26 protein-coding genes are annotated in these 24,264 nt (G+C 68.9%); 10 read left to right on the forward strand and 16 right to left on the reverse strand.

The genetic code is table 11. The features are described from left to right. Nucleotides 1-122: 122 nt before the first annotated feature. Nucleotides 123-578, forward strand: coding sequence for a MarR family winged helix-turn-helix transcriptional regulator (locus A6035_RS16020; RefSeq protein ID WP_235026821.1), 456 nt, complete (start codon nucleotides 123-125; stop codon nucleotides 576-578). Continuing rightward, entirely contained in the window at nucleotides 575-1,978 is a 1,404-nt protein-coding gene (locus A6035_RS16025) for an MFS transporter (RefSeq protein ID WP_108848756.1), read from the forward strand. Before A6035_RS16020 ends, A6035_RS16025 begins: the two co-directional genes overlap by 4 nt. Before the next feature lie 75 nt (nucleotides 1,979-2,053). Here A6035_RS16025 and A6035_RS16030 read toward each other — a convergent pair whose 3' ends face one another. Both A6035_RS16030 and A6035_RS19230 read right to left on the reverse strand, forming a co-directional pair. Beyond that, nucleotides 2,054-2,419, reverse strand: a complete 366-nt coding sequence (locus tag A6035_RS16030; protein ID WP_108848757.1) for a DUF1330 domain-containing protein — start codon at nucleotides 2,417-2,419, stop codon at nucleotides 2,054-2,056. A 333-nt stretch (nucleotides 2,420-2,752) separates the two neighbouring features. After that, nucleotides 2,753-3,328, reverse strand: a complete 576-nt coding sequence (locus tag A6035_RS19230) for a TetR/AcrR family transcriptional regulator (protein ID WP_108848758.1) — start codon at nucleotides 3,326-3,328, stop codon at nucleotides 2,753-2,755. A gap of 135 nt (nucleotides 3,329-3,463) precedes the next feature. On the opposite strand from A6035_RS19230, the gene A6035_RS16040 reads away from it, so the two are divergent. Continuing rightward, on the forward strand, nucleotides 3,464-4,669 hold the full coding sequence (locus A6035_RS16040; protein WP_200836461.1) for a multidrug effflux MFS transporter: 1,206 nt from the start codon (nucleotides 3,464-3,466) through the stop codon (nucleotides 4,667-4,669). Nucleotides 4,670-5,178: 509 nt separating this feature from the next. On the opposite strand, the gene A6035_RS19235 is transcribed toward A6035_RS16040, so the two are convergent. The 9 genes from A6035_RS19235 to A6035_RS16085 all read right to left on the reverse strand — a co-directional run bounded on the left by A6035_RS19235 (nucleotide 5,179) and on the right by A6035_RS16085 (nucleotide 12,529). After that, complete coding sequence (locus A6035_RS19235) at nucleotides 5,179-5,433, reverse strand: siderophore-interacting protein (protein WP_108848759.1); 255 nt, start codon at nucleotides 5,431-5,433, stop codon at nucleotides 5,179-5,181. 9 nt (nucleotides 5,434-5,442) lie between these two features. Further along, nucleotides 5,443-6,102, reverse strand: coding sequence for an MBL fold metallo-hydrolase (locus tag A6035_RS16050; protein WP_108848760.1), 660 nt, complete (start codon nucleotides 6,100-6,102; stop codon nucleotides 5,443-5,445). Beyond that, a complete protein-coding gene (locus A6035_RS16055) occupies nucleotides 6,099-7,184 on the reverse strand; it encodes an S-(hydroxymethyl)mycothiol dehydrogenase (protein WP_108848761.1) in 1,086 nt (361 codons plus the stop codon). Before A6035_RS16055 ends, A6035_RS16050 begins: the two co-directional genes overlap by 4 nt. A 103-nt stretch (nucleotides 7,185-7,287) precedes the next feature. Next, a complete protein-coding gene (gene catC / locus A6035_RS16060; RefSeq protein WP_108848762.1) occupies nucleotides 7,288-7,569 on the reverse strand; it encodes a muconolactone Delta-isomerase in 282 nt (93 codons plus the stop codon). A gap of 43 nt (nucleotides 7,570-7,612) precedes the next feature. Next, nucleotides 7,613-8,734, reverse strand: a complete 1,122-nt coding sequence (locus tag A6035_RS16065; RefSeq protein ID WP_108846974.1) for a muconate/chloromuconate family cycloisomerase — start codon at nucleotides 8,732-8,734, stop codon at nucleotides 7,613-7,615. A gap of 96 nt (nucleotides 8,735-8,830) precedes the next feature. Further along, on the reverse strand, nucleotides 8,831-9,697 hold the full coding sequence (catA, locus tag A6035_RS16070) for a catechol 1,2-dioxygenase (RefSeq protein ID WP_108848763.1): 867 nt from the start codon (nucleotides 9,695-9,697) through the stop codon (nucleotides 8,831-8,833). Between the two features lie 277 nt (nucleotides 9,698-9,974). After that, entirely contained in the window at nucleotides 9,975-10,268 is a 294-nt protein-coding gene (locus tag A6035_RS16075; protein WP_108849337.1) for an EthD family reductase, read from the reverse strand. A 14-nt stretch (nucleotides 10,269-10,282) separates the two neighbouring features. Next, entirely contained in the window at nucleotides 10,283-11,305 is a 1,023-nt protein-coding gene (locus A6035_RS16080; protein ID WP_108849338.1) for a 2Fe-2S iron-sulfur cluster-binding protein, read from the reverse strand. A 3-nt stretch (nucleotides 11,306-11,308) separates the two neighbouring features. After that, nucleotides 11,309-12,529 (reverse strand): cytochrome P450, encoded by a 1,221-nt coding sequence (locus A6035_RS16085; protein ID WP_200836395.1) that lies wholly within the window; start codon nucleotides 12,527-12,529, stop codon nucleotides 11,309-11,311. A 136-nt stretch (nucleotides 12,530-12,665) separates the two neighbouring features. Here A6035_RS16085 and A6035_RS16090 point away from each other — a divergent pair, with 136 nt between their 5' ends. Next, nucleotides 12,666-13,604, forward strand: a complete 939-nt coding sequence (locus tag A6035_RS16090) for a helix-turn-helix transcriptional regulator (protein WP_108848764.1) — start codon at nucleotides 12,666-12,668, stop codon at nucleotides 13,602-13,604. 298 nt (nucleotides 13,605-13,902) lie between these two features. On the opposite strand, the gene A6035_RS16095 is transcribed toward A6035_RS16090, so the two are convergent. Next, entirely contained in the window at nucleotides 13,903-14,208 is a 306-nt protein-coding gene (locus A6035_RS16095) for an alpha/beta hydrolase domain-containing protein (RefSeq protein ID WP_235026724.1), read from the reverse strand. Nucleotides 14,209-14,433: 225 nt separating this feature from the next. On the opposite strand from A6035_RS16095, the gene A6035_RS16100 reads away from it, so the two are divergent. Continuing rightward, nucleotides 14,434-15,132: a lysoplasmalogenase family protein gene (locus tag A6035_RS16100; RefSeq protein ID WP_108848765.1), complete on the forward strand. Its 699-nt coding sequence runs from the start codon at nucleotides 14,434-14,436 to the stop codon at nucleotides 15,130-15,132. A 452-nt stretch (nucleotides 15,133-15,584) separates the two neighbouring features. Here the strand turns inward: A6035_RS16100 and A6035_RS16110 are convergent, their stop codons facing one another. The 3 genes from A6035_RS16110 to A6035_RS16120 all read right to left on the reverse strand — a co-directional run bounded on the left by A6035_RS16110 (nucleotide 15,585) and on the right by A6035_RS16120 (nucleotide 17,854). Beyond that, nucleotides 15,585-16,061 (reverse strand): BLUF domain-containing protein, encoded by a 477-nt coding sequence (locus A6035_RS16110; RefSeq protein ID WP_108848767.1) that lies wholly within the window; start codon nucleotides 16,059-16,061, stop codon nucleotides 15,585-15,587. Then, complete coding sequence (locus tag A6035_RS16115; RefSeq protein ID WP_235026723.1) at nucleotides 16,058-16,354, reverse strand: hypothetical protein; 297 nt, start codon at nucleotides 16,352-16,354, stop codon at nucleotides 16,058-16,060. The genes A6035_RS16110 and A6035_RS16115 overlap by 4 nt, the downstream gene beginning before the upstream one ends. A gap of 102 nt (nucleotides 16,355-16,456) precedes the next feature. Further along, a complete protein-coding gene (locus A6035_RS16120; RefSeq protein WP_108848769.1) occupies nucleotides 16,457-17,854 on the reverse strand; it encodes an alpha/beta hydrolase domain-containing protein in 1,398 nt (465 codons plus the stop codon). A 152-nt stretch (nucleotides 17,855-18,006) separates the two neighbouring features. Between A6035_RS16120 and A6035_RS16125 the strand changes: the two genes are divergently transcribed. Then, nucleotides 18,007-18,756: a hypothetical protein gene (locus tag A6035_RS16125; RefSeq protein ID WP_162534014.1), complete on the forward strand. Its 750-nt coding sequence runs from the start codon at nucleotides 18,007-18,009 to the stop codon at nucleotides 18,754-18,756. Nucleotides 18,757-18,847: 91 nt separating this feature from the next. Beyond that, nucleotides 18,848-19,684 (forward strand): SDR family oxidoreductase, encoded by an 837-nt coding sequence (locus A6035_RS16130; RefSeq protein WP_108848771.1) that lies wholly within the window; start codon nucleotides 18,848-18,850, stop codon nucleotides 19,682-19,684. Between the two features lie 54 nt (nucleotides 19,685-19,738). Here the strand turns inward: A6035_RS16130 and A6035_RS16135 are convergent, their stop codons facing one another. Continuing rightward, on the reverse strand, nucleotides 19,739-20,062 hold the full coding sequence (locus A6035_RS16135; protein WP_108848772.1) for a hypothetical protein: 324 nt from the start codon (nucleotides 20,060-20,062) through the stop codon (nucleotides 19,739-19,741). Nucleotides 20,063-20,203: 141 nt separating this feature from the next. On the opposite strand from A6035_RS16135, the gene A6035_RS16140 reads away from it, so the two are divergent. The 3 genes from A6035_RS16140 (at nucleotide 20,204) to A6035_RS16150 (ending at nucleotide 24,236) form a co-directional block, all read left to right on the forward strand. Further along, on the forward strand, nucleotides 20,204-21,028 hold the full coding sequence (locus tag A6035_RS16140; protein ID WP_108848773.1) for an acyl-CoA thioesterase: 825 nt from the start codon (nucleotides 20,204-20,206) through the stop codon (nucleotides 21,026-21,028). 58 nt (nucleotides 21,029-21,086) lie between these two features. Then, the gene (locus A6035_RS16145; protein WP_108848774.1) at nucleotides 21,087-22,766 is read left to right on the forward strand and encodes an acyl-CoA dehydrogenase family protein; all 1,680 of its coding nucleotides are present in this window, start codon (nucleotides 21,087-21,089) and stop codon (nucleotides 22,764-22,766) included. A gap of 102 nt (nucleotides 22,767-22,868) precedes the next feature. Next, nucleotides 22,869-24,236, forward strand: a complete 1,368-nt coding sequence (locus tag A6035_RS16150) for a cytochrome P450 (protein ID WP_108848775.1) — start codon at nucleotides 22,869-22,871, stop codon at nucleotides 24,234-24,236. The last annotated feature ends 28 nt before the right edge of the window (nucleotides 24,237-24,264 follow it).

Consider the following 24,264-nt stretch of genomic DNA (forward strand, 5'->3'; position numbering starts at 1 on the left):
AGACAGTTCCGCACGTATCGACCGAGAGACAGGTGCGCGGAACGCTCTTCTCGATGGGCCCCACCGTCCGCCCCCTACGCTTGCGCAAGCAGGTTGCGCAATTCGGTTGTAGACTCGCCGGAGTGACGCCCGCAGACCCGCCCACCGACCCACCACCCGACATCGACGCCCTGGCCGACGATCTCCGCCACGCGCTGCGTCCCCTGTGGCGACGGTTCAACTCCCACCGGACGTTGTCGATGGGCAAGGTCGGGATCCTCTCCCGCCTGGAGCAGCGCGGGCCCCTGACCGCGACCGACCTGGCCGGCCTCGAGCGAATCAGCCACCAGGCCGTCGCCAACGCCGTCCGCGAACTGCAGGATCTCGGACTCGTCTCCCGCAGTCCGGACCCCGCCGACGGCCGACGGACCCTCGTCACCATCACCGCAGACGGGCAAGAGCAGCTCCGCACCGAGTGGGCCGCGGGCCAGGACTGGCTGGCCCACGCGATCGCCGACCACCTCGACAACGCCGAGCGCGACCGTCTCGCGGCCGCGATCCCCTTGCTCCGCCGCCTCGAGTCCGAGGACGCGCGATGACTCCTTACCGCCGCCCGGCGCCCCGCTGGTTCGTCCAGGCCCTCGTCTACGCCGCGCTGACCAGCTCGATTGTCAGTTCCCTCGGCATGCTGCTGGTGCCGTCGGTCTCCGCGGAGTTCGGCATCCCGGTGAGCACGGCGCAGTGGATGCTCACGGCCAACCTGCTCGTCGGCGCGGTCGCGACCCCGATCATGGGTCGCCTCGCCGACGGCCCCCATACCCGCAAACTGCTGCTGACCAGTCTGGGTGTGATCTTCCTCGGGTCCATCATCGCCACGGTCGCGCCGAGCTTCACCGTCTTCCTCATCGGCCGCGCGCTGCAGGGACTGCTCTACGGCACGGTGCCCGTCACCATCGCCCTGGCCCGCCGGCACCTCACCTACACCGAATCGCAGCCCACCATCTCGACCCTCTCGGTCACCGTGTCGGTGGGGATGGGGCTGGGCTACCCGCTCACCGGCATCCTCGCGGCCACCTTCGACCTGCGGGCTGCGTTCGCCTTCGCGGCACTGTTCGTGGCCACCGCGGCGATCGGCGTCTGGCGCTTCATCCCCGCCGGCCCCGATCCGCTCGCGCCCCGCACGCCGTTCGACATGGGCGGGGCCCTGCTGTTGGGCGGCGGTCTGGCCGCGTTGCTGCTGTGGATCTCCGAGGGTCAGACCTGGGGTTGGGGGTCGGCGACGGCGCTCGTCGTCCTCGTGGTCGCGCTGAACACGCTCCTCTTCTGGATCGTGCACAGCATCCGCACGCTGCACCCCCTGGTCAACCTCCGCGTGGTCCGCCGGCCCGAGGTCCTGCTGGCCAACGCCACCGCGATCGGCCTGGGCACCGCCATGTACATCGGGTTGTCCATCGCGAGCCTCGTGGCGCAGGCGCCCGCCGACACCGGCTTCGGCCTGGCGGTGCCGCTGATGTGGGCGGGCTTCATGATGGCGCCCCTGTCGGCGGGCAGTCTCGTGGCCAACCGCACGGTCCGTGCCCTGTCCCGCCGCTACGACATGGCGGTCTTCCTCCCCGTCGGCGCGGCCGTGATGACGGTGGCATCGGTCCTGTTGTGGCTGCGGCACGGCGACTTCTGGACGCTGGCTATCGGCATGTTCCTCTTCGGTGCCGGGATCGGCTCGGGTTACGCCGCGATGCCCGCGCTCATCGCACGCAGCGTGGCGGTGGACCAGCTCGGCAGCGCGGTGAGCTTCAACCAGGTGCTGCGCACGGTCGGTGGCGCGATCGGCGCGGCACTGTCGGCCGCCGTCCTCGCCGCGCACCCCTCCGACTCCGCGTACTCGACCGACGAGGGAATCACCATGGCGTTCGGCGTGGGTGTGATCTGCTGCGCGACGGTGATGCTCGCGTTGGTGCTCCACGCCGTCCTGGGGCGACGACGACGAGCCCATCAGTAGCCCCGGCGTCCCGCATTCTGCGCGCGATCGCACGCGGCCATGCGCGTCGGAATCGACGTGCCTTCGGGATCGGAGTCAGGCCCAGGGGGTAGTGGCCTGGAGCACCGCTTCCTGCAACGCGCTGGTACGCAGTGCCGTGACGGTCTGATACTCGGGGTCGGCGACCATCTCGCTGAACGCGGCGCGGCTGGGGTATCGGACCAACAGAACGGCATCCCAGTCCTGGCCGGTCTCGGCGACCAGGACTGTGGAACCGTCACCCGCGTAGAGAACCTCAGCGCCGTAGCGGGGGAGGAACGTCTCGTTCAGCGCCGCGGCGTACCGCGCGTAGTCCTCTCGCCCGCCGTCGGCGAACCGGAGCAGGTTCAGCATCACCACCGGACCGCCGGGGTCTTCCTCCAGGTAGCGCTTGAGGTCTCTTCCGCGGGGATCGATAGCCATCAGTCGAGTATGGCCGCCTGCCGCGCCACGTTGGCCCAAACGGCCATCCTCACTTCTTCTGCCGTCGGCTGCCGCCGTGCCGGTCCTCCTGCGTGCCGACCGTGTCCGCGTCGACTCCGAACGCGGCCAGCTGTGGCTTCTCGCGAAGGCGGCGAACTCGCCCGTCCCGCGCCGCTCACGCACCTCGCCTGCGCTGCGGTCGTCGCCGGCGTCCGGAGCGGTGTCGAAGATGTGCGCCCCGAAGGACCGCCAGCAACTACGCGAAGTTATTTGTTCATGGGTAGCCACAAGTCCGGCTTCAGAAATTACCGATTCGAGACGAGGTGGGGCCGGTCATCCGGAACGGGTCAATAGTGGCGTGAGTTCTTGGACTGCGATGTTCGCGAGGTCGCTCAGGCGAAGCGCTGCGGCGTTGAGCAGGCTTCCGTCCACGACGGCCGTGGCCAGTGAGACCGGGACGTGTCGGTAACCGCAGGCGTCTAGCAGGTCGCGTAGTTGTCGGTCCATGATCTGCCGGTGCTCGCGCATGCGCAGTGAGAGGCGCTCGGATTCGCGCGAGCAGTCCACGACGATCCCCACATACCCCGCCAAGCGCCTATCGCTCAGGTCGGGACCGTAGAAGGCGAGCAGGAACAACTCGGCAGCCTCACGCGGCGTGGCACTCTCCGACGCCTCAACCAGGGCCTTGTCGGCTGCCAAACTGCGTTCAGTCTCGAGCCGGTCCACCGCGGCCAGGAGCAGGTCCTCTCTGGTGGAGAAGTAATAGCGGATCGACCCCAGCGGAACGTTCGCAGCCGCAGCGACCTGGCGGTGGGTCACCGCCGACATGCCGGAGCCGAACAGCAGAGACGTGGCGGCGTCCAAGATGGCTGAGCGGCGCTGCTGGCCTCGCACCTGTGCGGCTGACATCTGTGATCCCCTCACATTGTTATACGATCGTATCACTATGGGTTAGTGTCGTCGTTCCGGCGGCACGCGACGACTCGTCCGGTCACCCGCACTCCCCGCGTCAGAGGGCCCTCGGATTCTTCAAAGGAATCACCCATGAACCACACCATGACACCCGCCTCTCCTCGCGCCGCGGCACCCACCGTGGTGGTGGGCCTTGCCGCCATCGTCGGCCTCGTGCCGTTCGCGATCGACATGTACCTCGCGTCCCTGCCGGACATCGGCCGGGAGTTCTCCGCTCCGGTGTGGGCCACGCAGTTGACACTCACGGGCTACCTGCTCCTGCTCGGGGCCGGCCAACTCGTGGCGGGGCCCATCACGGATGCAGTGGGTCGCCGCCGGCCGTTGCTCATCGGTCTGGGACTGTTCGTGGCCGGCTCCGTGCTCGCCGCTGTTGCTCCGAGCATGAGCTGGCTCATCATCGCCCGCCTCCTCCAGGCCACCGGCGGGGCGCTCGGGGCGGTCGTCGCCAACGCCACCGTGCGGGACAGGGCCTCGGGCCATGCCGCCACTCAGCTGTTCGCCGTCCTCATGACGGTCACCGCACTGGCTCCGATCGTCGCCCCCGCCGTCGGCGGGTGGCTGGACGCCGTGCTCGGATGGCGCTCGGTCTTCTGGACCCTGGCGATCCTCGGCGTACTGACAATGCTCTATGCCGCAGCCTTTCTGAAGGAGTCCCACCCTGCAGAGCGTCGCACACCCGTGGCGCTTGGCTCGACCGCGCGTGGCTATAGGACACTGTTGACCTCCCGCACGTTCGTCCTGCCCTGGGCGGCCGTGGTCTCGATGTTCATGCTGCTGTTCGCCTACATCGGCGGCGCCAGCTACATCTACCAGGACGACTACGGTGTCAGCTCGGAAGCGTTCGGGATGCTGTTCTCCTGCACTGGCATCGCCCTGATGGCGGGCGCGTTCGGCGCGAACCGGTTGGCCAAGCGCCTCGAGCAGAACACGCTGGCCGTCACCGGCGTGGTCCTGTCCGGCGTCGGCTCCGCGCTGGCGGTGCTGGTGACCGTCGTCGGCGCGCCGATCGGAGTACTCGTCGCCACCGTCGCCGTGATCATGCTGGGCCTGGGTGTCGCCGAGCCCGCCCTCATGAGCAACAGCCTGTCCTCGGTAGAAGAGAACACGGGCCAGGCCGCTGCACTCCTCGGCGCCGGGCAGTTCGTCCTCGGCGCAGCCGCCTCCGCCATGGCCGGTCTCGTCGTCGCATCCGGCCCGGTCGCCTGGACCGGGCTACTACTGGCAATCGTGCTCCTAGCCCTGAAGCTCAGCCTGGCCAGCGCCCGCACCGGCCAATAAGCACCGCTGACTCCTGCTCGGTCTGGGCCGAGGACGGTTCCGGCGGCGATTTTTTGAGACGATCTCGGGCCAGTGGCTCACCTCGCGGGGCTACCGGAAAGTCGTCGTCGTCGCCACAGATCGCCCGACACCCGCTTAGCCCGGGGATCTCCCCGGCCAACGTCACCGCAGCCGCTGACGACTCGCAACGGCGTCCTGCACGGGAGGGCCGTATTCGGTCGCAACCGGGACCCTGCCCTGGCTGCGACCGAGGCCCCTCCGGTGATCGCCGATCGACCCAGTGGCTTCACCCCCGAGCCTGCCTTCGACTCCACCAGGTCTCTCCTCCTGGTCCGAAAGCCCTTCCCTCGGGGCGGTTACGGCCCCAGTAGCCGGAGATCGATGCCCGCTCTCGGCCGGACCCCACGTTCCCGGCACGGATGCGGTCGCACGTGCTTCGTCACCGCATCCGACTCGCCGCGGGCGAACACCTGCACGTCGCCGCCCGGCCACGTCACGCGCGCACCGGGTCAGGGCGATAGCCGCCACGCACCGCTCACGACCACACTCGCACCGTGCTGGACTGTGCGGGCCCATGGTCCGGCGACACCCTCCTCGCCGTGGACCACGAAATCGAGCCGGATCTCACTCGCGTCAGTAGGCACCCTGCGCGCGGTGTATGCACGCACCGCAGAGTCGTCTCCTGCGGGGACGGGATCCCGGCGGCCTGGCGATGCTCGACATCCATACCCGAGCCCACTCGACCGAGTCGGACCCGAACGCACCGAAGCCCGTCAGTGCCCGCGCTTGATCCATTCCTCGAGGTGCGGGGACTCGTCGCCGACCTTCGTGCCGTCACCGTGACCGGTGTGCACGAGGGTCTCCGCGGGGAGCGTGAGGATCCGCTCGCGGATGGAGGTGATGATCGTCGGGAAGTCCGAGTAGGAGCGGCCGGTGGCGCCCGGCCCGCCCGAGAACAGTGTGTCGCCCGAGAACAGGACACCCGCCTCGGGAACGTGGAACACGCACGAACCCGGCGAATGCCCAGGGGTGTTCATCACCTCGACGCGGGTGCCGGCGATCTCGAACTGCTGACCGTCCTGCAGCTCACCGTGGGACACGTCGGGATGCGTCTCGTCCCACAGCATCTGGTCACCCGGGTGGACGAGGATCGGGGCGTCGAGCTTCTCGGACAGCTCCGGCGCCACGGTGATGTGGTCGTTGTGGGCGTGCGAGCACAGGATGCCCTTGACCTTCCGCCCCCCGACCGCGTCGATGATCGGCTGGGCCGTGTGGGCCGCGTCGATCACGAACACCTCGGAGTCGTCCCCGAGGATCCAGATATTGTTGTCCACCTCCCATTCGCCGCCGTCGAGAGCGAAGATCCCGCTCGTGACGACCTTCTCTATACGCAGCCCGCCGGCGTAGCCGGCACTGGTGTAGGTCTCACTCACAACGTCACCACCGATCGCAGTACGGAACCGGACTTCATGGCGTCGAACGCCGCCTCGACGGCGTCGATACCGATCCGCTCGGAGACGAACTTCTCCAGCGGCAGTCGACCCTGCAGATGCAGGTCGACGAGCATCGGGAAATCCCTCTCGGGCAGGCAGTCGCCGTACCAGGAGGACTTGAGAGACCCGCCGCGGCCGAAGAAGTCCAGCAGCGGGAGCTCCAGGCGCATCTCCGGCGTGGGAACTCCCACGAGGACGACCGTGCCGGCGAGGTCGCGGGCGTAGAACGCCTGCTCGTACGTCTCGGGCCGGCCGACCGCGTCGATCACCACATCGGCACCGAAACCGCCGGTGAGCTCCTGGATCGCGGCGACGGGGTCGGTGGAGGTCGAGTTGACCGTGTGGGTCGCCCCGAAGTCCTTGGCCCACTCGAGCTTGGTGTCGTCGATGTCCACCGCGATGATCTCGGAGGCCCCGGCGAGTCGCGCGCCCGCGATCGCGGCGACGCCCACACCGCCGCACCCGATCACGGCCACGGACTGACCGCGGGTGACCCTGCCGGTGTTGATCGCGGCACCGATGCCAGCCATCACGCCACAGCCGAGCAGACCGGCGACCGCCGGGTCGGCCGACGGATCGACCTTCGTGCACTGGCCCTCGTGGACCAGCGTCTTGTCGATGAACGCCCCGATACCAAGTGCGGGCGTGAGCTCGGTGCCGTCGGTGAGGGTCATCGGCTTCGACGCGTTATGAGTGTTGAAGCAGTACTCGAGCTGCCCGCGCTTGCACGCACGGCACTCGCCACACACCGCGCGCCAGTTGAGGACGACGTAGTCACCCTCGGCCACGTGCGTGACGCGCTCCCCGACGGACTCGACGACACCGGCGGCCTCGTGACCCAGGAGGAACGGATACTCGTCGTTGATGCCGCCGTCACGGTACGCCAGATCGGTATGGCAGACGCCGCACGCCTGCACCCGCACGATGACATCGTTGGGGCCCGGATCGGGAACGACGACGTCGACCAGTTCGACCTCGGCGCCCTTACTACGGGCGATGACGCCCTTCACGGTCTGCGACATGGATTTTCTCCTTCGGGAATGTGATTTCTATGAGTTGTGTGCGTCGCCGGGCGGCGCCGCCCGGCGATATGTCGATAATGCGAAGTCGTTGGCCTGGGAGTGTTCAGTCGACGCGCGACGGGTGGCGGGTCAGCGCCATGACCTCCATGTCCATGTAGGGGAACAGCGGGAGTCCCTGGAGCAGCTCGTGGAGTTCATCGGCCGACTCGACGTCGAAGATGCTGATGTTGGAGTACTGGCCGACGATGCGCCAGAGCTCCTTCCACTTCCCCGAACGCTGCAGCTCCTGGCTGTACGCCTTCTCGCGCGCCACCGTCTCGGCGCGCACCTCCGGGTCCAAGTCGTGCGGGATCTTGACGTCCATCCGGACGTGGAACAGTGCCATTGTCGGCCTCTCCTTCGTGTCTGTGGTGTGGGTCGGGCGGTGATCAGCGGCGGGTGAAGCGCTCGACCGCGTCGTGGTCGAGCTGCACGCCGAGTCCCGGCCCCTCCGGGAGGTGCACGCGGCCCTCTTCGTAGCGGATCGGCGTGGTGACGTACGTCTCGGCCAGCAGCAGCGGGCCGAACAGCTCCGAGCCGTAGTTGAAGCCGGGCTCGGCGCATGCCAGGTGCAGCGAGGCGAGCGTGCCGATCGGCCCCTCCAGGGAGGTGGCGGCGTGGCAGGCGATCCCGGCGGCGCGGGCGATGGCGACCGTCTCCTTGCCCCGGGTCAACCCGCCGAGCTTGGTGGTCTTGACGGCGATGACCCCGGCGGCGTCGCGGCGGGCGACCTCGAGTGCGTCGTGCGGCGACTGGACCGACTCGTCGGCCATGAACTGCACCGGCAGGGACCGGTTGAGCTCGGCGAGCACCTCGACCTGCTCGGTGGGGGTCGGCTGCTCGATGAGCTCGATCCCGGCCTCCACCAACGCGGGCAGGTGGACGTTGGCGGTGAAGCGGTCCCAGCGGGCGTTGATGTCGACCCGCAGGCCGGCGCGACCGTTCAGCCGCTCCGCGAGCGCGGCGATCCGGGCCACGTCCTCCGCCGGCTCCAGCGCGCCCATCTTCAGCTTGAAGGTGCGGTGCCGGTCCGCCGCCATGAGCTCGTCGATCTCGGCGACCATCTCCTCGAGCGGCATCGCGCCGAGCGCCCAGGTGCACTCGATCGAGTCCCGCACCGCTCCGCCGAGGAGCGAGCGCACGGGCACGTCGAGCGCGCGCGCCCACGCGTCGAACATCGCGATCTCGAGGGCGGCCTTGGCGAAGCGGCCGCGGGCGACGACGCCCTCCATCGCCTCGAGCACGGCGGGGATCTCGTCCACCCGCCGGCCCACGGCGACCGGGGCGAGGTACTTCTCGACCAGCACCTGCATGGTCTCGGCCGACTCGCCTCCCCACCAGGGCCCGCCCGGCGTCACGCCCTCGCCGTACCCCACGACCCCGGACTCGGTGGTCACGGAGACGAGCAGGATCGCCTGTGCGGTGGCGGTGGTCGTCGCGAACTTGTGCGGCCGGATGAGCGGCACGTCGAGGATCCGCGTCTCCACGGAACGGATGGTCAGGTCAGACATGGGGGTCCTTTGCTGGGTCGGCCGGTGAACCGCCGAGGCCCCGGCCGCTCGTGGCGACCGGGGCTGACGGAGGGGTACTGCGCGAGTCGGGCCCGGTCAGGCCACGTAGCGCTTCTCGGAGACGGGATCCAGCACGAAGTCGTACTCGACCTCGTCGATGCCGTCGGCGTTGGGCTCCGGATGCAGAACGAGCTCCGGCTTGACCGCACCGGCGACATCGTCGTCGACCCACTGGCCACCCTCGAAATACAGCTGGGTGGTGATGAGGCGCTTGCCCGGCGCGGTCACCTTGAGGTGCAGGTGCGCGGGACGCCACGGGTGGCCGCCATAGCTGGCGATGAACTCACCGGTCGGCCCGTCGTGCGGGATCTGGTACGGCGCCGGCTGGACCGTGGTGATGTGGAAGTGCCCCTCGGCGTCGGTGCTGAACGTGGCACGCAGGTTCCACGTCGGGATCCCGAGCCCGTCGTCGAACTGCGAGTAGTAGCCGTCGGAATCGGCGTGCCACAGCTCGACCGTGGCACCCTCGATGCCCTTGCCATCCAGGTCACGGACCTGGCCGCGGAAGATGAACTGGGTCCCCTTCTCGTCCTCACGCATCGGCATGACGCCCTTGGAGCCCAGGTTCGGGGCATCCGGCACGTAGTACGGCCCCTCGATGGAGCCCTTGGTGCCGCTGAAAATCCGGCTGTTGGAGTCCTCGATGAAGTGCTCGAGGAAGACGTCCAGCCACAGCGGCCACTCGCCACCCTCACCGACCTCGATGAGCCACTGCTTCAGGACGCGGTACTCGTCGTAGGTGACCTCGTGCTCATAGATCACCTCCGACAGCTTGGTCAGAACATCCTTGTAGATGGCGGCCGCCCGCTCCTGGGAGGTGTCGGAGGTGAAGCGATTGCCCTTGAACTTGTCGGTGGCGGCGCTTCCGGAGCCGGCGGCGCTCGGGACTGCGATGGTGGACATGCTTCTCCTTGGAGGATTGGGATATTATCGGCGGTGGACGCTGAATGTTGATGGCTCGCCTCGTCGCCGCAGACACTTGGGGGGCCGCCGACTGCGGTCGCTCCCCTCTGGGGTTTCTGCAATTCGTACGCACTGATCGGAGCGAGCCGAGGGCAGGATGAGGTTGCGCGCAAGCCGTGCTCGCCGGCACGCGGCCCGTCAGCAGAGCACAGCAGTTCACCACACGGGAATCACAATGGGGGATGGCTCGATGACGGAGACAGTCACCCCGCACTGATCAGTCATGCTCGACCAGAATGGTGGCACCCCCGTCCGCGAAGTTGGCGACATCTGCCTGAGCGGCCTGCCCCTCTGGCGAGGCCAGTGCGGCATCGAGCGCCTCCCTTGTCGGGAAGGTTGCGTGAAAGCTAGCGAATACTGCCTCCCCGGCGAGAGTGTCGACGTGGAGCGTGTAGCTTACGTCGGTCGCACCTGGGAGTGCCTTGGCTAGCGGAACGTGGATCTCCTCGTAGTGGCGGCGGAAAGCCCCCGGGTCGGTGGGCTGCCCGTAGAGGACGGTAAGGACGGCCATGTCGGTCCTTTTCATCAGGCGCGGGCGAGTGCGTCGGCGGGCGTGAACTTCTCGCGATGAATGAGGCGTGGTGTCATCCGGCGACGCTTGAACGCTTTCACACCAGCCTCGACCATTGGAGGCGGACCGCAGAGCCATCCGGACCAACCGCGGCAGCTGGCGATGTCCTCCAGGAAAGCGTCAGTCGGGAAGCCGTTGCGATGCTCGGGGGAGGTCTCGTCCGAGAGGACGGGGACGAACCGGAAGCCGGCATACGTCGCTTCCAACTCGGCGAAAACACCGCCGTCGTACAGGTCGGACTGACCCCGCACGCCGTGATACAGCACCACCTCACGGCTCGGATGCCGGGCCAGCGCAGTGCGCACGATGCCGACCAGCGGGGCCAGGCCGGTGCCTCCGCCGATAAGAACCATCGGCTCGCCGGCGTCTTCTTCGGTGGGAGGGACGTGGAAGTCGCCTAACGGACCCAGCCCCTCGACCCGATCTCCGGCTGCGACGGTCCCGAAAAGCCACTTATCGCTGGCGAGGCCGCCGGGGACGCGGCGCACGTGGAGCTCGAGCACTGTGTTCTCGTCGGCGATGTTGGCGAGCGAGTACTGACGACGCTCAGTGGTGCCGGGGACGGTGAGCTCGATGTACTGGCCGGCATAGAATTCAAGCGCCTCGTCGAGGTCGATCAGGATCCGGCGAGTGTCACGAGCAATCTCTTCGACCTTGGCCACGGTGCCCGCGAGGTCATGCAGCACGTGCGTACTGCGGGTCTCGTCGGCACCGCGAAGTGCCACTTCGGTGTCGCGGAGCGGACGGGCCTGACAGGCTAGGGCCAGTCCTTGCGTCCGCTCCTGCGACGAGAGGGTTTCCTGAGGAGAGTCTCGGTGGTCGATTTCGCCGCTGAGAACCTGGAGCTTGCAGGTGCCGCAGGTCCCCTGGTTGCAGGAGTTCGGCATCCACACGCCGGCGCGGAGCAATGCCTCGAGGATCGACTGGTTCTCGAGACACTCGACGCGGCGACCCGCCACGCTGATCGCGGGGGCCATCACTCACACCTCCCAGGTGCAGTGCAAGCTCGTCGGACCGCGGAAGCCCCAACCCCAGAACTCCACTCCCTCGCGGGTATCGCGCTCGAGATTGGGAATTGCCTCGAAGAGCTCCTCGAGACCGATGCGCATCACCTGGTTGGCATAGTAGATGCCAGCGCAGGCGTGGTTGCCGGCCCCAAAGGCAAGGTGCGGCAGCGGGGGCCGGTGCAGGTCATACTCGGTAGGAGCGTCGTACTTTCCCGTGTCGTGGTTAGCTGAGCCGTAAGACAGGATCACCGGGGTGTTGGCGGGGAGGTCAACGCCAGCGATGGTGACTGCCTTCGTGCTGATCCGTGCAGTGGCGGACCAGATCGGAGAGGTCCAGCGCATCCCCTCGGAGACGGCGCGCGGGATCAAACTCGCATCATCGACTACCTCTTCCATCTGATCGGGCCGGCCGAGGAGACCTACTAGCGTCGAGGCCATGCCATGTCCGGGCTCCTGCATCGCGCCGAGCAAGTAGACATAGATGGTCGGGTAGATGAACTCACGCTCTCTGGTCTTGCCTGGCGGCATGCCGTCATGCAGCCAATGCGAGATGGCGGTGTTCTCTGGCTGCTCGATCCACTTGTCGATGAGCGGGTCGACGACCGCCTGAATTTCGGCCCTCGCCTCGTCTCCGGGGGTGAAACCGTCGGGGTTGGTGAACTCGCCGTTCTCGTCGACACCGGCATTGGTGAACGAGCGGTTCAGTTTGTGAAACCACTCCCTCAGCTTGTCGGAGGACACCGATTGAAGTCCGAGAAGGTCGCCGAGGGACCGGACGGACACCGGTTCGCAGTATTCACCGACGAGTTCGGCGTGGCCGCGGTCTTCGATCTTGCTGATGTAGTCGCGGGCAATCGGTCGGACCAGGTCGTCGACCCAGGTGTCCACCTCGGAGGGGTGCAACTGTGGTTCGACCATGCCCCGGAGTTCGGCATGGATGTCACCGTTGACTCCGATGATCGCCGGGTGACCGAACGTGCGCCCGCCAGCCGGGGTGATCACGCCCTCGAAATGGGGGCTGGAGGCCACCTCGCGACAGGCTTCAGCGGTAGACGCGACGTACGAGCCGAGGACCGGGACGTACGCGATCGGCGCCTCGCGACGCAGTCGCTCATACGTCGGATACGGGTTGCGCTCGAGCTCGCTCATTGTGACGTCATCGAGCCAGGACAGATCGTGCGAGGTGGCGGTCAAGGGTGCTCCTCGAGAGTGGGCCGTTGGGACGTCCACAAGTTAGGTCGATCACATCACTGCGACAACACGGAAAGCGCGACACCTATACGCGTTGCGCGGCGACTTTGTGACCTGAGTCTCAGGTACTCTCTCGGCCATGGTCCGTCGTCTGCGATCCTCACCTCGAGACTGGGGGCAGGCTTCACGCGCAGTCGCGCATGAGTACTTCCCGCACGAGTTACGCCTCCTCGGCGGCGCCTACGAACCCCGGTTGACGCTGCGCACACTCGATCTCGGACCAGTCCTCATCGGCCATGTCGGCTGGGGTGCCGATGTGGCTATCGAGTGCGACTATCCGGGGGCGTTCGAGGTGAACATGCCGATCACCGGGCACTTGGAAAGCCGAGGTCGGTTCGGATCACTCACCTCGGTGGTCGGCCAGGGCACACTCTTCTCAGCGGACACTCCCTCCCTGATTAGCCACTGGGACGCCACCTGCACCCTTATCGGAGTGAAGTTCGACAGTTCATGGCTGGAAGTTGAAACCGAAAGACTATTAGGGACCGACCGAGGCAACGTGCGTACGTTACTGCCGGAACAGATGTCCCTGACTGTGGGACGAGCCAGGGCTTGGCATCACCTGGTCGTCAGCCTCGCCACTAACGTGCACGACTCCGATCTCTTCATCGACAGCGGGCTCGTACGACGCCAACTTGCCGGCGCGGTAGCAGTGGGGCTCGTCGAAGCGTGTTGCCTCGAGGGCGGGATCGGTTCCACTGCCCGGCCACGAATGGTCCGACGGGTGATCGAAGCGCTCCACGATGACCCAGCGCGAGCTTGGACCGCTGCCGACATGGCCTCCCTTGCCGGAACCAGCTCGCGGCGGCTACAAGAAGGGTTTCAGCGGTGGGTCGGCCGCTCTCCCACCCAGCACTTGCTTGATATCCGGTTACAGCGGGCTCATGCGGACCTCACCGCTGACCCGCTGTTGACAGTCAGTGAAGTGGCGGCACGTTGGGGCTTCTCATCAGCGAGTCGGTTCGCGGCGGCGTACAAGAAGCGATACGGCACTGTGCCGTCACTGGCGCGGCGTTAACCGAACCGCCCCTCTCCTCCATCTCGGATTCACGCTGGCCGCGGCGTGGCTGGCAAGGCGGGTAAGTGGGCCGCCATCGGGTCGACGAGGAGCTTGCCGGCGAACCCGGTGAGGACAACGTCGGTCGCACGATCGATTGTCATGAGTGCCCCAGGGCCGGCGCGTCGAGCAGCCTCGCCTCGCCGAAGTGCCGCGCCTTCGGGACACACGTTCATCGAGGCTCGCGGTTATCGTGCGCTCCCGCCCCGGGGCGTGGACCAACGGCGCTACGCCCGATCGACCGTGCCGGCTCCTCTCATCAAGTGATGCGCTCCGGGCGGGCGTCGGCGAGGATCTCGTCGCGGTCGTCGGCCATCAGGAAGCCCTCATCGATGAGCCGGTCGGTGGCCTCGGTATAGGCGCGTAGGTACTCGTCCCGATCGGACCACAGCTGCCGCAGCTGCTCGTCGGAAACCACCTCGGTGCGCCCGAGCAACATGCAGAAGGGCGCGGAGTGCGGATAGCGCGCACCGACCGACTTCTCGACCGGCTGTCCCTTGTTGATCGCGCCGCCGCAGTCGACCATGCCCGCGAGCTCGGCCAGCTGGTAGGCATCCGCCTCCATCTACTCGACGGACGAGGGCATCACCATGGCGTTCGGCGTGGGCGTGGTGTGTTGTGCGGTGGTGATGGCGGCGTTGGTGGCCCACGCCGTGTTGTCCCGCCGGCGTTCCGGGTAGCGCGCGGGGAGCGGCCGGGGAGCGCCCGGAGGAAGGCCGGGGAGAGGGGCGACGACGACGAGCCCACCCGTCGCCCCACCGTCCGCCCCCGCCCGCGATACCGTTCCGGCATGCGCAGGCCGAGCTGGGTTCCGATCGTGGTCGTCACCGGGGTCCACCTGGTCGCGCTGATTGCCGGGGCGGCGACCGCGGCCGCGTGGTCGCAGGTCCCGCTCATGCCCGCGCTCGCGCTGGTGTTGCTCGCGTTGCCGCGCGACGATCGCGGGCCCGCCTGGCCCTGGGCTCTGGGCGCTCTGGCCGCGAGCTGGGTGGGCGATTCCCTGCCCCGGGTCGTGCCGGAGGACGCGGAGTTCCTCTCGATGGTGGGCGGGTTCGCGGTGGCCCAGGTTTTGTGGATCGTGGCGTTCACCCGTGTCGAGCGGGGTCGGGCGCCCATGGCGTGGACGCTGTTGCTCGTCGTGGTCACGGTGGCGCTGTTGGCGGTGACGGTGCCCGAGGCAGGGGCGTTCGCGCCGGCCGTCCTCGTCTACGGGATGCTCCTACTCGCGGTGGCGTGGTTGGCCGCGGACCACGGCTGGGTAGGCGGGCTCGGCGGAGCGCTGTTCGTACTGTCCGACGGGCTCATCGCCCTGGGTGCGTTCCGCCCCGACCTCGTCGACTGGCCACAGCGCGACCTGCTCGTGATGGCCACCTACGTCGCAGCGCAGGCCCTCTTCGTGGCGGTCATCCTGCTGACGCGCTCCCCGGAGCGCACGCCCCTGCCGGAGAGGCCAGATCGCCCCCTCAGAGGCAGCGGCACGATACGTTGACGGCTGACACGTCCCTCGCTATCGAAGGGGTGCGCCTTGCCCGCCAGAAGAACCCCGTTCGTCCGTCCCAGACGAGCGGCCACCCGGGCGTCTGCACTGGTCGGCATTGTCGTTGGCCTGGCACTCTACGTCGCCGCGTTCCTACTTAGCTCCCCTATGGAGACCTGTACGTTCCGAATGTCGATGCTCGAGTCCGGCGCCACGCAGTTGACGCACTGGAACTACAGCACCGAGTGGGCCGGACTCGTGACGAGCCGGTGCGAAGCAACCCTCGTCGACGGCCCGCAGGCAGGTCTCGCCCTCTCCGAGCGCGTTATCGAGCGGGGACCGTCTGCCCTCGCAGCGGTCGGACTCATCATCGCAGGCTTCGGGCTGTGGTTGCTGGCAACGCCACGTGGCCGCAAGACTCGCCGAAGCGCTACGGGACAGGACCCGATTCCGGCCCGCACACTTCAGTAGGAGATGGCGCGCTCCTTGACCTTGAACCAGATCGAGAAGTCCTGGGCGGCCCGACGGACCTCGTCGTAGCTCGAGCCGCTGGTCAGATCGTCGAAACTGTCGCGGACACCGTCGACACCCGTGGGCCGGGTCTCCTTGGGCATCCCGAAACCCATCTTCCAGTCACCGAAACTGCGTCGGGACGTCTGCTCCACGACCAGGACCTGTAGTCGGTCGTGCCTGTCGTCAGCGGAGATGTCCTCCATCAGGGAGTCGATCTCGGCGGGTGGGCCCTCCAGGAACTGGATGAAGGTGTTGTTGCGGTAGAGGAGCAATCCGGTGATCCCGGCGTCCAGATTGCGCCTCCGCGCCGTGTACAGGATCGCCTCCAGATCGGCGGGCTCCATCGGCCGCGAGGGCACACTGCTGTACACCAGATACTTGAGCGTCTCGCCCAGCTCCGCATTCTCCCGGCCCCGGCCCGCCGTCATCGGTCGCCCGCTACGCGAGCAGTGGCGAAGTACAGGTCGTTCAGGCACGTCATCGACTTCTCGAGCGTGCGTGCTTCACCTCGCGGTTGCGACATCTCGTCGAACTTCCTGAACGTGCCGTCCGACGTCTGATCGATGTAACCCACGAAGTTCCCCCGGTGGCTACCGACGAAGAACGCATCCTCCACCTGCGACCAGCGGACCTCGTCGTCGTGGTCGATTTCCTGACTCATTGCCGCCTCTTCATTCACTCTGCGAGGGGCCTTCGCCCGGATCTCGGGGACGGCCTCCACCGCAGCCGGGCCACTGTGTCAGGGGTCAGCCGACGCCGCCACCGGTGACAGAGGTGCGATCAGGCCCGTGTCTTCGGCCGAGGCAGCCCGTGCCGGCTCCTCTCACCAGATGATGCGCTCGGGGCGGGCGTCGGCGAGGATCTCGTCGCGGTCGTCGGCCAGCAGGAAGCCCTCATCGATGAGCCGGTCGGTGGCCTCGGTGTAGGCCCGCAGGTACTCCTCGCGATCCGCCCACCGCCGCCGCAACTGCTCCTCCGGAACCACCTCGGTGCGCCCGAGCAACATGCAGAAGGGCGCCGAGTGCGGATAGGGCGCACCGACCAACTTCTCGACCGGCGCCTCCACGGCCGGCGTTCTCACGCCACCGCGGCCGATGCCCAGGTCGCCGGGGACCACCTCGTCGTCGACATATTCCACCGGCGGCGCGACCGGCGGGCGCGCTCCCCCGCCGATCCACGTGACGAGGTGGCGCAGCGCGGCCCGGCACACGAACACCTGCTGGCCGCTGTTGATCGCGGCGTCGCAGTCGACCATGCCCGCGAGCTCGCCCAGCTGGTAGGCGTCCGCGTGGGCCTGGCCGGCGATCTCCCAGGTGACGATCTTCTCGGAGTCGGGCTGGCGGGCGCGGGCCGAGTCGAGCAGGCCGCCGAGGTCGCCCTCGGCCTGCACGACCAGGACGGGCGTGTCGAGGTCGTCGCGCAGGAGCAGGGTCTGCGAGGAGACGGCGGCTGAGATGCCGGCCGCGCGGCCGCGGTCGTCGAACGGGAGGGCGCCGCCGCCGCGGCTGTGCAGCAGGAACCCGTCGAACACACCGGCCAGCGGGTGCACGCCATCGATGTAGGAGGTCAGGGCGATGGCCGACTGCGACTCCCCGATCGCGATCACCGTCTCCGGCGCGAGCCCGGCCAGCGGCCCGCCGACGATGGGCGCGGCGGCGTTGCGAGGGCCGCTGGTGCCGGCCGCAGCGTCGCCGCCACGGCAGTACCGACCGACCTGCGTGACGATGTCGTAGGCGTACGCGTCGCCGGGATGATGCAGGTCGCCGTAGCGGTCCCTGCGCTGCGCCCGCAGGCCGCCGGTCTGTCCGCCCATGCCCACCGCGGCGTCGCCACCCTCGACGGCGATGAACTGCGCGGACACCCCGACCCACGCGTGCCCGGCACGCACGATCTCCTCGGCGAGGTAGGTGTACTCCGGCGCGGCGTCCTGCCCACCGCTGACGTTGAGCCACTCCACCAGCACCACGCCGCTGAACCGCTCGGCGGACGGGCGGCGGACCAGCACGCGGGTGCAGTAGGGCTGGGAGTCGGCCTCGGCGAGCGTGACCCGGCCATCGGTGGGCAGCTCGCCGACCGAGTACGACACCGCCTCGCCGGACGCGGCCCACTCGGACTCCGTGAATCCCGCCGCGGCGAGGTCGGGGCCCGGGCGGGCGGCCATGGGCGGCACGGGGCGGCCCTCGGTGAGTTCGGTGAACGTCGGCGACTGCGCTGGCTGCATGGCCTCGATTCTGCCCGCCTCAGACGAAAGTGGAACACGTTTCCACGACCGGGAGTGAGCCCGCGCCGGGCCTGCCGGGGTCGACCAGTGCCGCCCCGAGTCGCTACTCCCCGTCCGGACCGGGAGCGCCATCCGCCGCGGTGGACGGCGTCGTGCCACTGGTCGGAGACGACGTCGGCGTGGTGACGCTGGTCTGCCTCGAACTCGTCGCCGACGACGTGGGGTCGTCGGCCGGGGTGCGGGACCGGGTCCGCGCACTGGTGAGAGTGGGCGAGGCGGGGGGCGCGGACGAGGTCGTCACCACGGACGTCCGCGCGGCCGTCGGTGTGGGCGTCGGTGCCGCCGGGCCCGGTCGCTCGGAAGGCGCACAGCTGGTCAGGTGCTTCTGCGCCATCCACGCCGGCACGCCCTTGGCGATCGCCTCGGCCGGGCAGGTCCCCAGGTGGATCGACACGTCCGAGGCCCGTCGCCACCTGCCGCCCGAGTACGCCACCCAGTACGGATCGCCCGACACAGCGCTGGCCATGACAGCCCACCCCGCCTGGCAGTCGATGATCCGCGCGCCACTGTTCGGGAACAGCAGGTCGGCGTTGATCACGGCGGAATCGCACTCCGGCCCCGTCACCTCCAGCACCCCGGTCACCTCGGGCGCGGACGACAGCGGAACGAGCCTGGACATCCGGGGCGACCCCGGGGACGTCACGGCAGCCGACGGCGCGGTCTCGACGGCCGCCTGTCCTAACCGCGACCCGCCGCCGCGGACCAGGACGACCACGCCCGCCCCGACCACGAGCACGGCGAGGGCGGCCGTCAGAACGACGATCATCGTCCTGGAAGCCGTGAGCTCGGGGCGACCGGTCATCGCGCGTCTCCTGCACGGTCGGAGCCACACCCATTTGTGAGGTGCTTTTTATACTAGGGGGCGCGTCAAGTAGGGCGATCGGTAGCCGATACCCGCCCCGCGGTCGGCGGTTATCGGAGAGGATCGGGGCCATGACGGACTCCACTCGCACCCTGGCCGGACGAACCCTGCTGATGTCCGGAGGCAGCCGCGGCATCGGCCTGGCCATCGCCCTGCGCGCCGCCCGCGACGGCGCGAACGTCGCGATGCTCGCCAAGACGGACACGCCCCACCCGAAGCTCGAGGGCACCGTGCACACCGCCGCGGCCCAGATCGAGGAGGCGGGCGGGAAGGCCCTGGCCGTGGTCGGCGATGTCCGCAGCGAGGACTCGGTGCAGGAGGCCGTCGACAAGACGGTCGAGGCGTTCGGCGGCATCGACATCGTGGTCAACAACGCCAGCGCGATCGACCTGTCCCCCACCCCGGCCCTGGCCATGAAGAAGTACGACCTCATGCAGGACATCAACTGCCGCGGCTCGTTCCTGCTGTCCAAGACGGCGCTGCCACACCTTGAGACCTCGGACGCCGCGCACATCCTCACGCTGTCCCCGCCGCTGAACCTCAATCCCAAGTGGGCGGGCAGCTTCCTCGGCTACACGATCGCCAAGTACGGCATGAGCCTGGTGACGCTGGGTCTGGCCGAGGAGCTCAAGGGCCGCGGGATCGCCGCCAACAGCCTGTGGCCGCGCACCACCATCGCCACCGCCGCCGTGGCCAACCTGCTCGGCGGCGAGGAGATGGTCGCGCGGAGCCGCACGCCGGAGATCATGGCCGACGCCGCGCACGCGGTCCTCACGCGCGATCCCCGCGAGTGCACGGGCAACTTCTTCATCGACGACGACGTCCTCACCGAGGAGGGGGTCACCGACTTCTCCGTCTACGGCGGGCCGCTCGAGGAACTGGAGCTCGACATCTTCCTCGACGCCTGAGCCGGGCGGCGGCGCGCTCCGGAGCCGCGCAGCGAGCCGGCAGACGGCCGGCCGCTACTTCGCGTCGGCCAGCGCGTACGCCGCGCCCGACGCCGCCGCCGTCACCGTGAGCACCGCCGGCCACGACCCCATCTTCTTGGCCAGCGGGTGCGAGGCGCCGAACGCCGCCACGTACAGCGCCGACAGCCCCACCGTGGTGGGCACGTCCGTCTTGGCCGCCCACGAGCGACCGGCCCACACGCCCGCCGCCGCCAGCACGACCCCACCGAGCGGACGGATCCCCGTCTCACGCGCGGTCAGCCACCCGCCGAGCAGCCCGGTGGCCACGACGGCGGCGGTGGAGACGGACTCGGGACTCTTCGCATCGATCATCGGCATGACCCGATCCTATGGCCGTCGGCCCACGCGGGCGCGACGGGCGTTCCTCGTCGTCGTCGCCTTTTCTCTCGGTACGGTGAGCCCAACGCCGCCCGCAAGCGCCCCCGGCGTCGACGCCCCGCCCGCCCCACAGGAGGCCCCGTGACCAGTCAGGACACCGCCACGCACGTGCTCGATGAGGTGGTGGCGCTGGAGCCGCTCGGCGAGAACCTCTACCGCGGCCGCACTCACGAGGCGTACGCCAACATGGTCGGCCCGTTCGGCGGCACCACCGCGGCGACGATGCTGGCCGCGGTCCTGCAGCACCCCGAGCGGCACGGCGACCCGCTCGCGCTGACCCTCAACTACGCCGGGCCCGTCGCCGAGGGCGAGTTCGAGATCGAGGCCCGCCCCGCCCGCACCAACCGCTCCAACCAGCACTGGTGGATCGAGATGCGCCAGGGCGACGACGTGGTCACCACCGCCACGGCGATCACCGGGCTGCGGCGCGAGACGTGGTCGGAGACCGAAGCCGCCGCGCCCGCCGTGCCCGCGCCGGAGGAGGTGCCCTCCGCCGGCGCCGACCGCGGCGTGAAGTGGGTGGAGAACTACGACATGCGGTTTGTCGAGGGGGGATGGGACGCCGTCGCGGCGGGCGAGGAGAGCCCGGGGTCGACGACGACGATGTGGATCCGCGACGCCCCGGCCCGCGGTCTCGACCATCTCGCGCTGACGGCCATGTGCGATTCGTTCTTCCCGCGCGCGTTCCTGCGGCTCGGTCGGCCGGTCCCCGCGGGCACGGTGACGCTGACGATCCACTTCCTGGCCACCGCCGACGAGATCGCCGCCCAGGGCACCGACTTCCTGCTGGGCAGCGTGCACTCGCACCGCTTCCACGGCAACTACCACGACGAGGCCGCGCGCCTGTGGGGCCGCGGCGGGACGCTGCTGGCGACGGGCACGCAGCTTATGTATTTCAAGAGCTGAGTATTTCAAGAGCTGAGTACTTCAAGAGCTGAGTACTCAAGAGTTAGGAGCCGCCGCCATGACGACGTCGCTCGATCACACCAGCCAGCGCCACCACGCCACGCACGAGGTCCTCAACCAGGCGCCGCCGCGGGTCGACGTGGACGAGTTCGCCCTCAACCCTGCGCTGCAGGAGGCGGTGGCGACCTTCTCGCCGCACGCGCGGGTCGAGAGGTTCCACGAGATCGGCCGGCATGTCGGCACCGCGCAGTACCAACACGACGCCGAGCTCGCCAACATCCATACGCCCGTGCACCACTCGCACGACCGGTGGGGCAACCGCGTCGACGAGATCGAGTTCCACCCCTCCTACCACCGCATCATGGAGTACTCGGTCGCCCACGGACTGCACACCTCGGCGTGGGCCGACCCCGGGCAGGGCGCCAACGTCGAGCGGGCGGCGGGATTCATGCTGGTCTCGCAGATCGAGGCCGGGCACGGCTGCCCGCTGTCCATGACGCACGCCGTGGTGCCGTCGCTGCGGCTGAGCCCTGAGCTGGCCGCCGAGTGGGAGCCGGCGCTGCTCTCGCGGGTCTACGACCCCGAGCTGCGCGACCCCGCCACCAAGTCGGGCGTGCTGTTCGGGATGGCGATGACCGAGAAGCAGGGCGGCTCGGACGTACGCGCCAACACAACGACCGCCGAGCCCGTCACCGTCGGTGGCTCCGGTGGCGCGGGCGACTCGGGCTGCCACGTCCTGCGCGGCCACAAGTGGTTCTGCTCGGCGCCGCAGTCGGACGCGTTCCTCGTGCTGGCGCAGGCGCCGGAGGGGCTGAGCTGCTTCCTCGTCCCGCGCGTCCTGCCCGGCGGCGAGCGCAACCCGTTCCTCGTGCAGCGGCTCAAGGATAAGCTCGGCAACAAGTCCAACGCCTCCTCCGAGGTGGAGTTCGACAGCACGCTCGGGTGGATGGTCGGCGAGCCCGGCCGCGGCGTGCGCACGATCATCGAGATGGTCGGTCGCACGCGGCTGGACTGCGTGCTCGGTGCGGCGGCGGGCATGCGGCAGGGCGTGGCCGAGGCCGCGTGGCACGCCCGGCACCGGGCGGCGTTCGGCGCGACGCTCGTCGACCAGCCCGCGATGGCGGCCGTCCTGGCCGACCTGCAGCTCGAGTCCGAGGCCGCGACGTGGACGGCGCTACGGTTGGCGTCGGCGTACGACGACGAGGAGTTCGTCCCCTACCGTCGGCTGGCCACCGCGGTGGCGAAGTACTGGGTCTGCAAGCGCGGGCCGAACCACGCCTACGAGTCGCTGGAGTGCCTGGGCGGCAACGGCTACACCGAGGCGTTCCCGCTCGCGCGCCGCTACCGGGAGCAGCCCGTGCTGGCGGTGTGGGAGGGCTCGGGGAACGTCATCGCACTGGACGTGCTGCGGGCGATGGCGCGAGAGCCGGAGTCGGTGGCGGCGTTCGATGCCGAGCTGGCAGCGCAGCTGGGCTCGCACGAGTTGTACGACCGGCACGTCGAGCGGGTGCGCGGGCTCATCGGCCGGGCTGCCGCCGATCCGGGCGCGGCCCCGGGGATCGCTCGCCGGCTGGTCGAGTCGATGGCGCTAGCCCAGCAGGCCGCGGTACTGCTCGCCCACGCCCCGGCCCCGGTAGCCGAGGCGTTCTGCCTGGCCCGCCTCGGCGACGACCGCTCGGCCGAGTACGGCGCCCTGCCCGACGGCGTGGACATCCGCGCGCTGGTCGACCGGGCCTGACCCGGCGCGCGACAGAGAAACGACACCGCCGGTTTCGGAAATCGCGTGACAACGCGTGAGGCGTGTCACACACTGGGGAATATCCCGACACAGAGGTGCTGTATGTCAATCCCCGGTGATCCGCGCGAGAAGGTCTTCCGTCCCGGACCCGCGCCATTGCGCTCCCACCTGCCGGTGCTGGGCAAGACGCTGGAATATGTGCACGACCCGCTGTCCGCGATGGCCCGTCGCTATCGCGACCACGGCCCGGTCTCCGATCTCAACCTCCTCGGCCGCACCTGGACCGCTCTCATCGGGCCCGACGCGTGCCAGGCCGCCCTGCAGAACGGCGACAAAGCGTTCGCCAGCGGACCGGGCTGGGGATACCTGGTGGGACCGTTCTTCAACCGCGGGCTGATGCTGCTCGACTTCGAGGAGCACAAGCACTACCGGCACATCATGCAGGAGGCGTTCACCCGTCCCCGGCTCGAGGGCTACACCCGCACGCTCGCGCCCCTCGTCGACGCGGGGATCTCGTCCTGGTCGCCGGATCGGGCGTTCCAGATCTACCCCGCACTCAAGTCGCACACGCTCGACCTGGCGACCGACGTGTTCATGGGCGGCGCCGAGTACGCCGCTCCCGGCGAGCTCGACCGCGTGAACACGGCGTTCGTCGACTGCGTGCAGGCGGCCAACGGGTACGTCCGGTCGACCGTGCCGGTGCCGTTCACCAAGTGGGGCCGCGCCACCCGTGGCCGCCGACTGCTGGAGGAGTTCCTCCGCCGCCATCTTCCGGCCCGCCGCGCGAAACCGGGTGAGGACCTGTTCTCCGCCCTGTGTCAGGTGGCGGACGCCTCCGGCGGGATCGACGACGACGACATCATCAACCAGATGATCTTCTTGCTGATGGCCGCGCATGACACCACGACCAGCACGGTGACGTCGATGGTCTACGAGCTCGGCCGCGACGTGGAATGGCAGGAGCGGCTGCGTCGGCAGTGCCTGGCGCTGGGCCCGGACCCGAGCCTGGCCGAGCTGGAGGAGCTGCCCGATCTGGCGCTGGTGATGAAGGAGACGCTGCGTCTGCACCCACCGGTTCCGGTGCTGGCCCGCAAGACGGTCAAGGACACCGAGGTCCTGGGCGTGGAGATCCCGGCCGGCCGGCTCACCTCGGTGATGCCGCTGTACTCACACCACATGCCCGAGTACTGGACGGATCCGGAGATCTTCGACCCGGAGCGGTTCTCCGAGGAGCGGCGGGAGGACAAGTCTCACCGCTTCGCGTGGGAGCCCTTCGGCGGCGGCGTGCACAAGTGCCTCGGCATGATCTTCGCGAACCTCGAGTCGAAGCTCGTGCTCAGCGCGCTGCTGCGCCACTTCGAGTGGTCGGTGCCGCTGGACTACTCCCCGCCCATGAAGAACGATTCGCTGCCCTACCCCGGCGACGGCCTGCCCGTCTCACTGCGCCCGCTCTCGCGCGTCCACGCCTGACCCGCCGGCCGGGCGATCCGCCTCGGCC

The sequence above is a fragment of the Dietzia lutea genome, from assembly GCF_003096075.1.
Classification (GTDB): Bacteria; Actinomycetota; Actinomycetes; order Mycobacteriales; family Mycobacteriaceae; genus Dietzia; species Dietzia lutea.

Excerpts from the sequence above, each read along its gene's own strand:
- A6035_RS16025 (WP_108848756.1), top strand. The coding sequence starts at position 575 with ATGACTCCTTACCGCCGCCCGGCGCCCCGCTGGTTCGTCCAGGCCCTC.
- A6035_RS16030 (WP_108848757.1), bottom strand. The coding sequence starts at position 2,419 with ATGGCTATCGATCCCCGCGGAAGAGACCTCAAGCGCTACCTGGAGGAA.
- A6035_RS19230 (WP_108848758.1), bottom strand. The coding sequence starts at position 3,328 with ATGTCAGCCGCACAGGTGCGAGGCCAGCAGCGCCGCTCAGCCATCTTG.
- A6035_RS16040 (WP_200836461.1), top strand. The coding sequence starts at position 3,464 with ATGAACCACACCATGACACCCGCCTCTCCTCGCGCCGCGGCACCCACC.
- A6035_RS16055 (WP_108848761.1), bottom strand. The coding sequence starts at position 7,184 with ATGTCGCAGACCGTGAAGGGCGTCATCGCCCGTAGTAAGGGCGCCGAG.
- catC (WP_108848762.1), bottom strand. The coding sequence starts at position 7,569 with ATGGCACTGTTCCACGTCCGGATGGACGTCAAGATCCCGCACGACTTG.
- A6035_RS16065 (WP_108846974.1), bottom strand. The coding sequence starts at position 8,734 with ATGTCTGACCTGACCATCCGTTCCGTGGAGACGCGGATCCTCGACGTG.
- catA (WP_108848763.1), bottom strand. The coding sequence starts at position 9,697 with ATGTCCACCATCGCAGTCCCGAGCGCCGCCGGCTCCGGAAGCGCCGCC.
- A6035_RS16075 (WP_108849337.1), bottom strand. The coding sequence starts at position 10,268 with ATGGCCGTCCTTACCGTCCTCTACGGGCAGCCCACCGACCCGGGGGCT.
- A6035_RS16080 (WP_108849338.1), bottom strand. The coding sequence starts at position 11,305 with ATGGCCCCCGCGATCAGCGTGGCGGGTCGCCGCGTCGAGTGTCTCGAG.
- A6035_RS16090 (WP_108848764.1), top strand. The coding sequence starts at position 12,666 with ATGGTCCGTCGTCTGCGATCCTCACCTCGAGACTGGGGGCAGGCTTCA.
- A6035_RS16095 (WP_235026724.1), bottom strand. The coding sequence starts at position 14,208 with ATGGAGGCGGATGCCTACCAGCTGGCCGAGCTCGCGGGCATGGTCGAC.
- A6035_RS16100 (WP_108848765.1), top strand. The coding sequence starts at position 14,434 with ATGCGCAGGCCGAGCTGGGTTCCGATCGTGGTCGTCACCGGGGTCCAC.
- A6035_RS16110 (WP_108848767.1), bottom strand. The coding sequence starts at position 16,061 with ATGACGGCGGGCCGGGGCCGGGAGAATGCGGAGCTGGGCGAGACGCTC.
- A6035_RS16120 (WP_108848769.1), bottom strand. The coding sequence starts at position 17,854 with ATGCAGCCAGCGCAGTCGCCGACGTTCACCGAACTCACCGAGGGCCGC.
- A6035_RS16130 (WP_108848771.1), top strand. The coding sequence starts at position 18,848 with ATGACGGACTCCACTCGCACCCTGGCCGGACGAACCCTGCTGATGTCC.
- A6035_RS16135 (WP_108848772.1), bottom strand. The coding sequence starts at position 20,062 with ATGCCGATGATCGATGCGAAGAGTCCCGAGTCCGTCTCCACCGCCGCC.
- A6035_RS16145 (WP_108848774.1), top strand. The coding sequence starts at position 21,087 with ATGACGACGTCGCTCGATCACACCAGCCAGCGCCACCACGCCACGCAC.
- A6035_RS16150 (WP_108848775.1), top strand. The coding sequence starts at position 22,869 with ATGTCAATCCCCGGTGATCCGCGCGAGAAGGTCTTCCGTCCCGGACCC.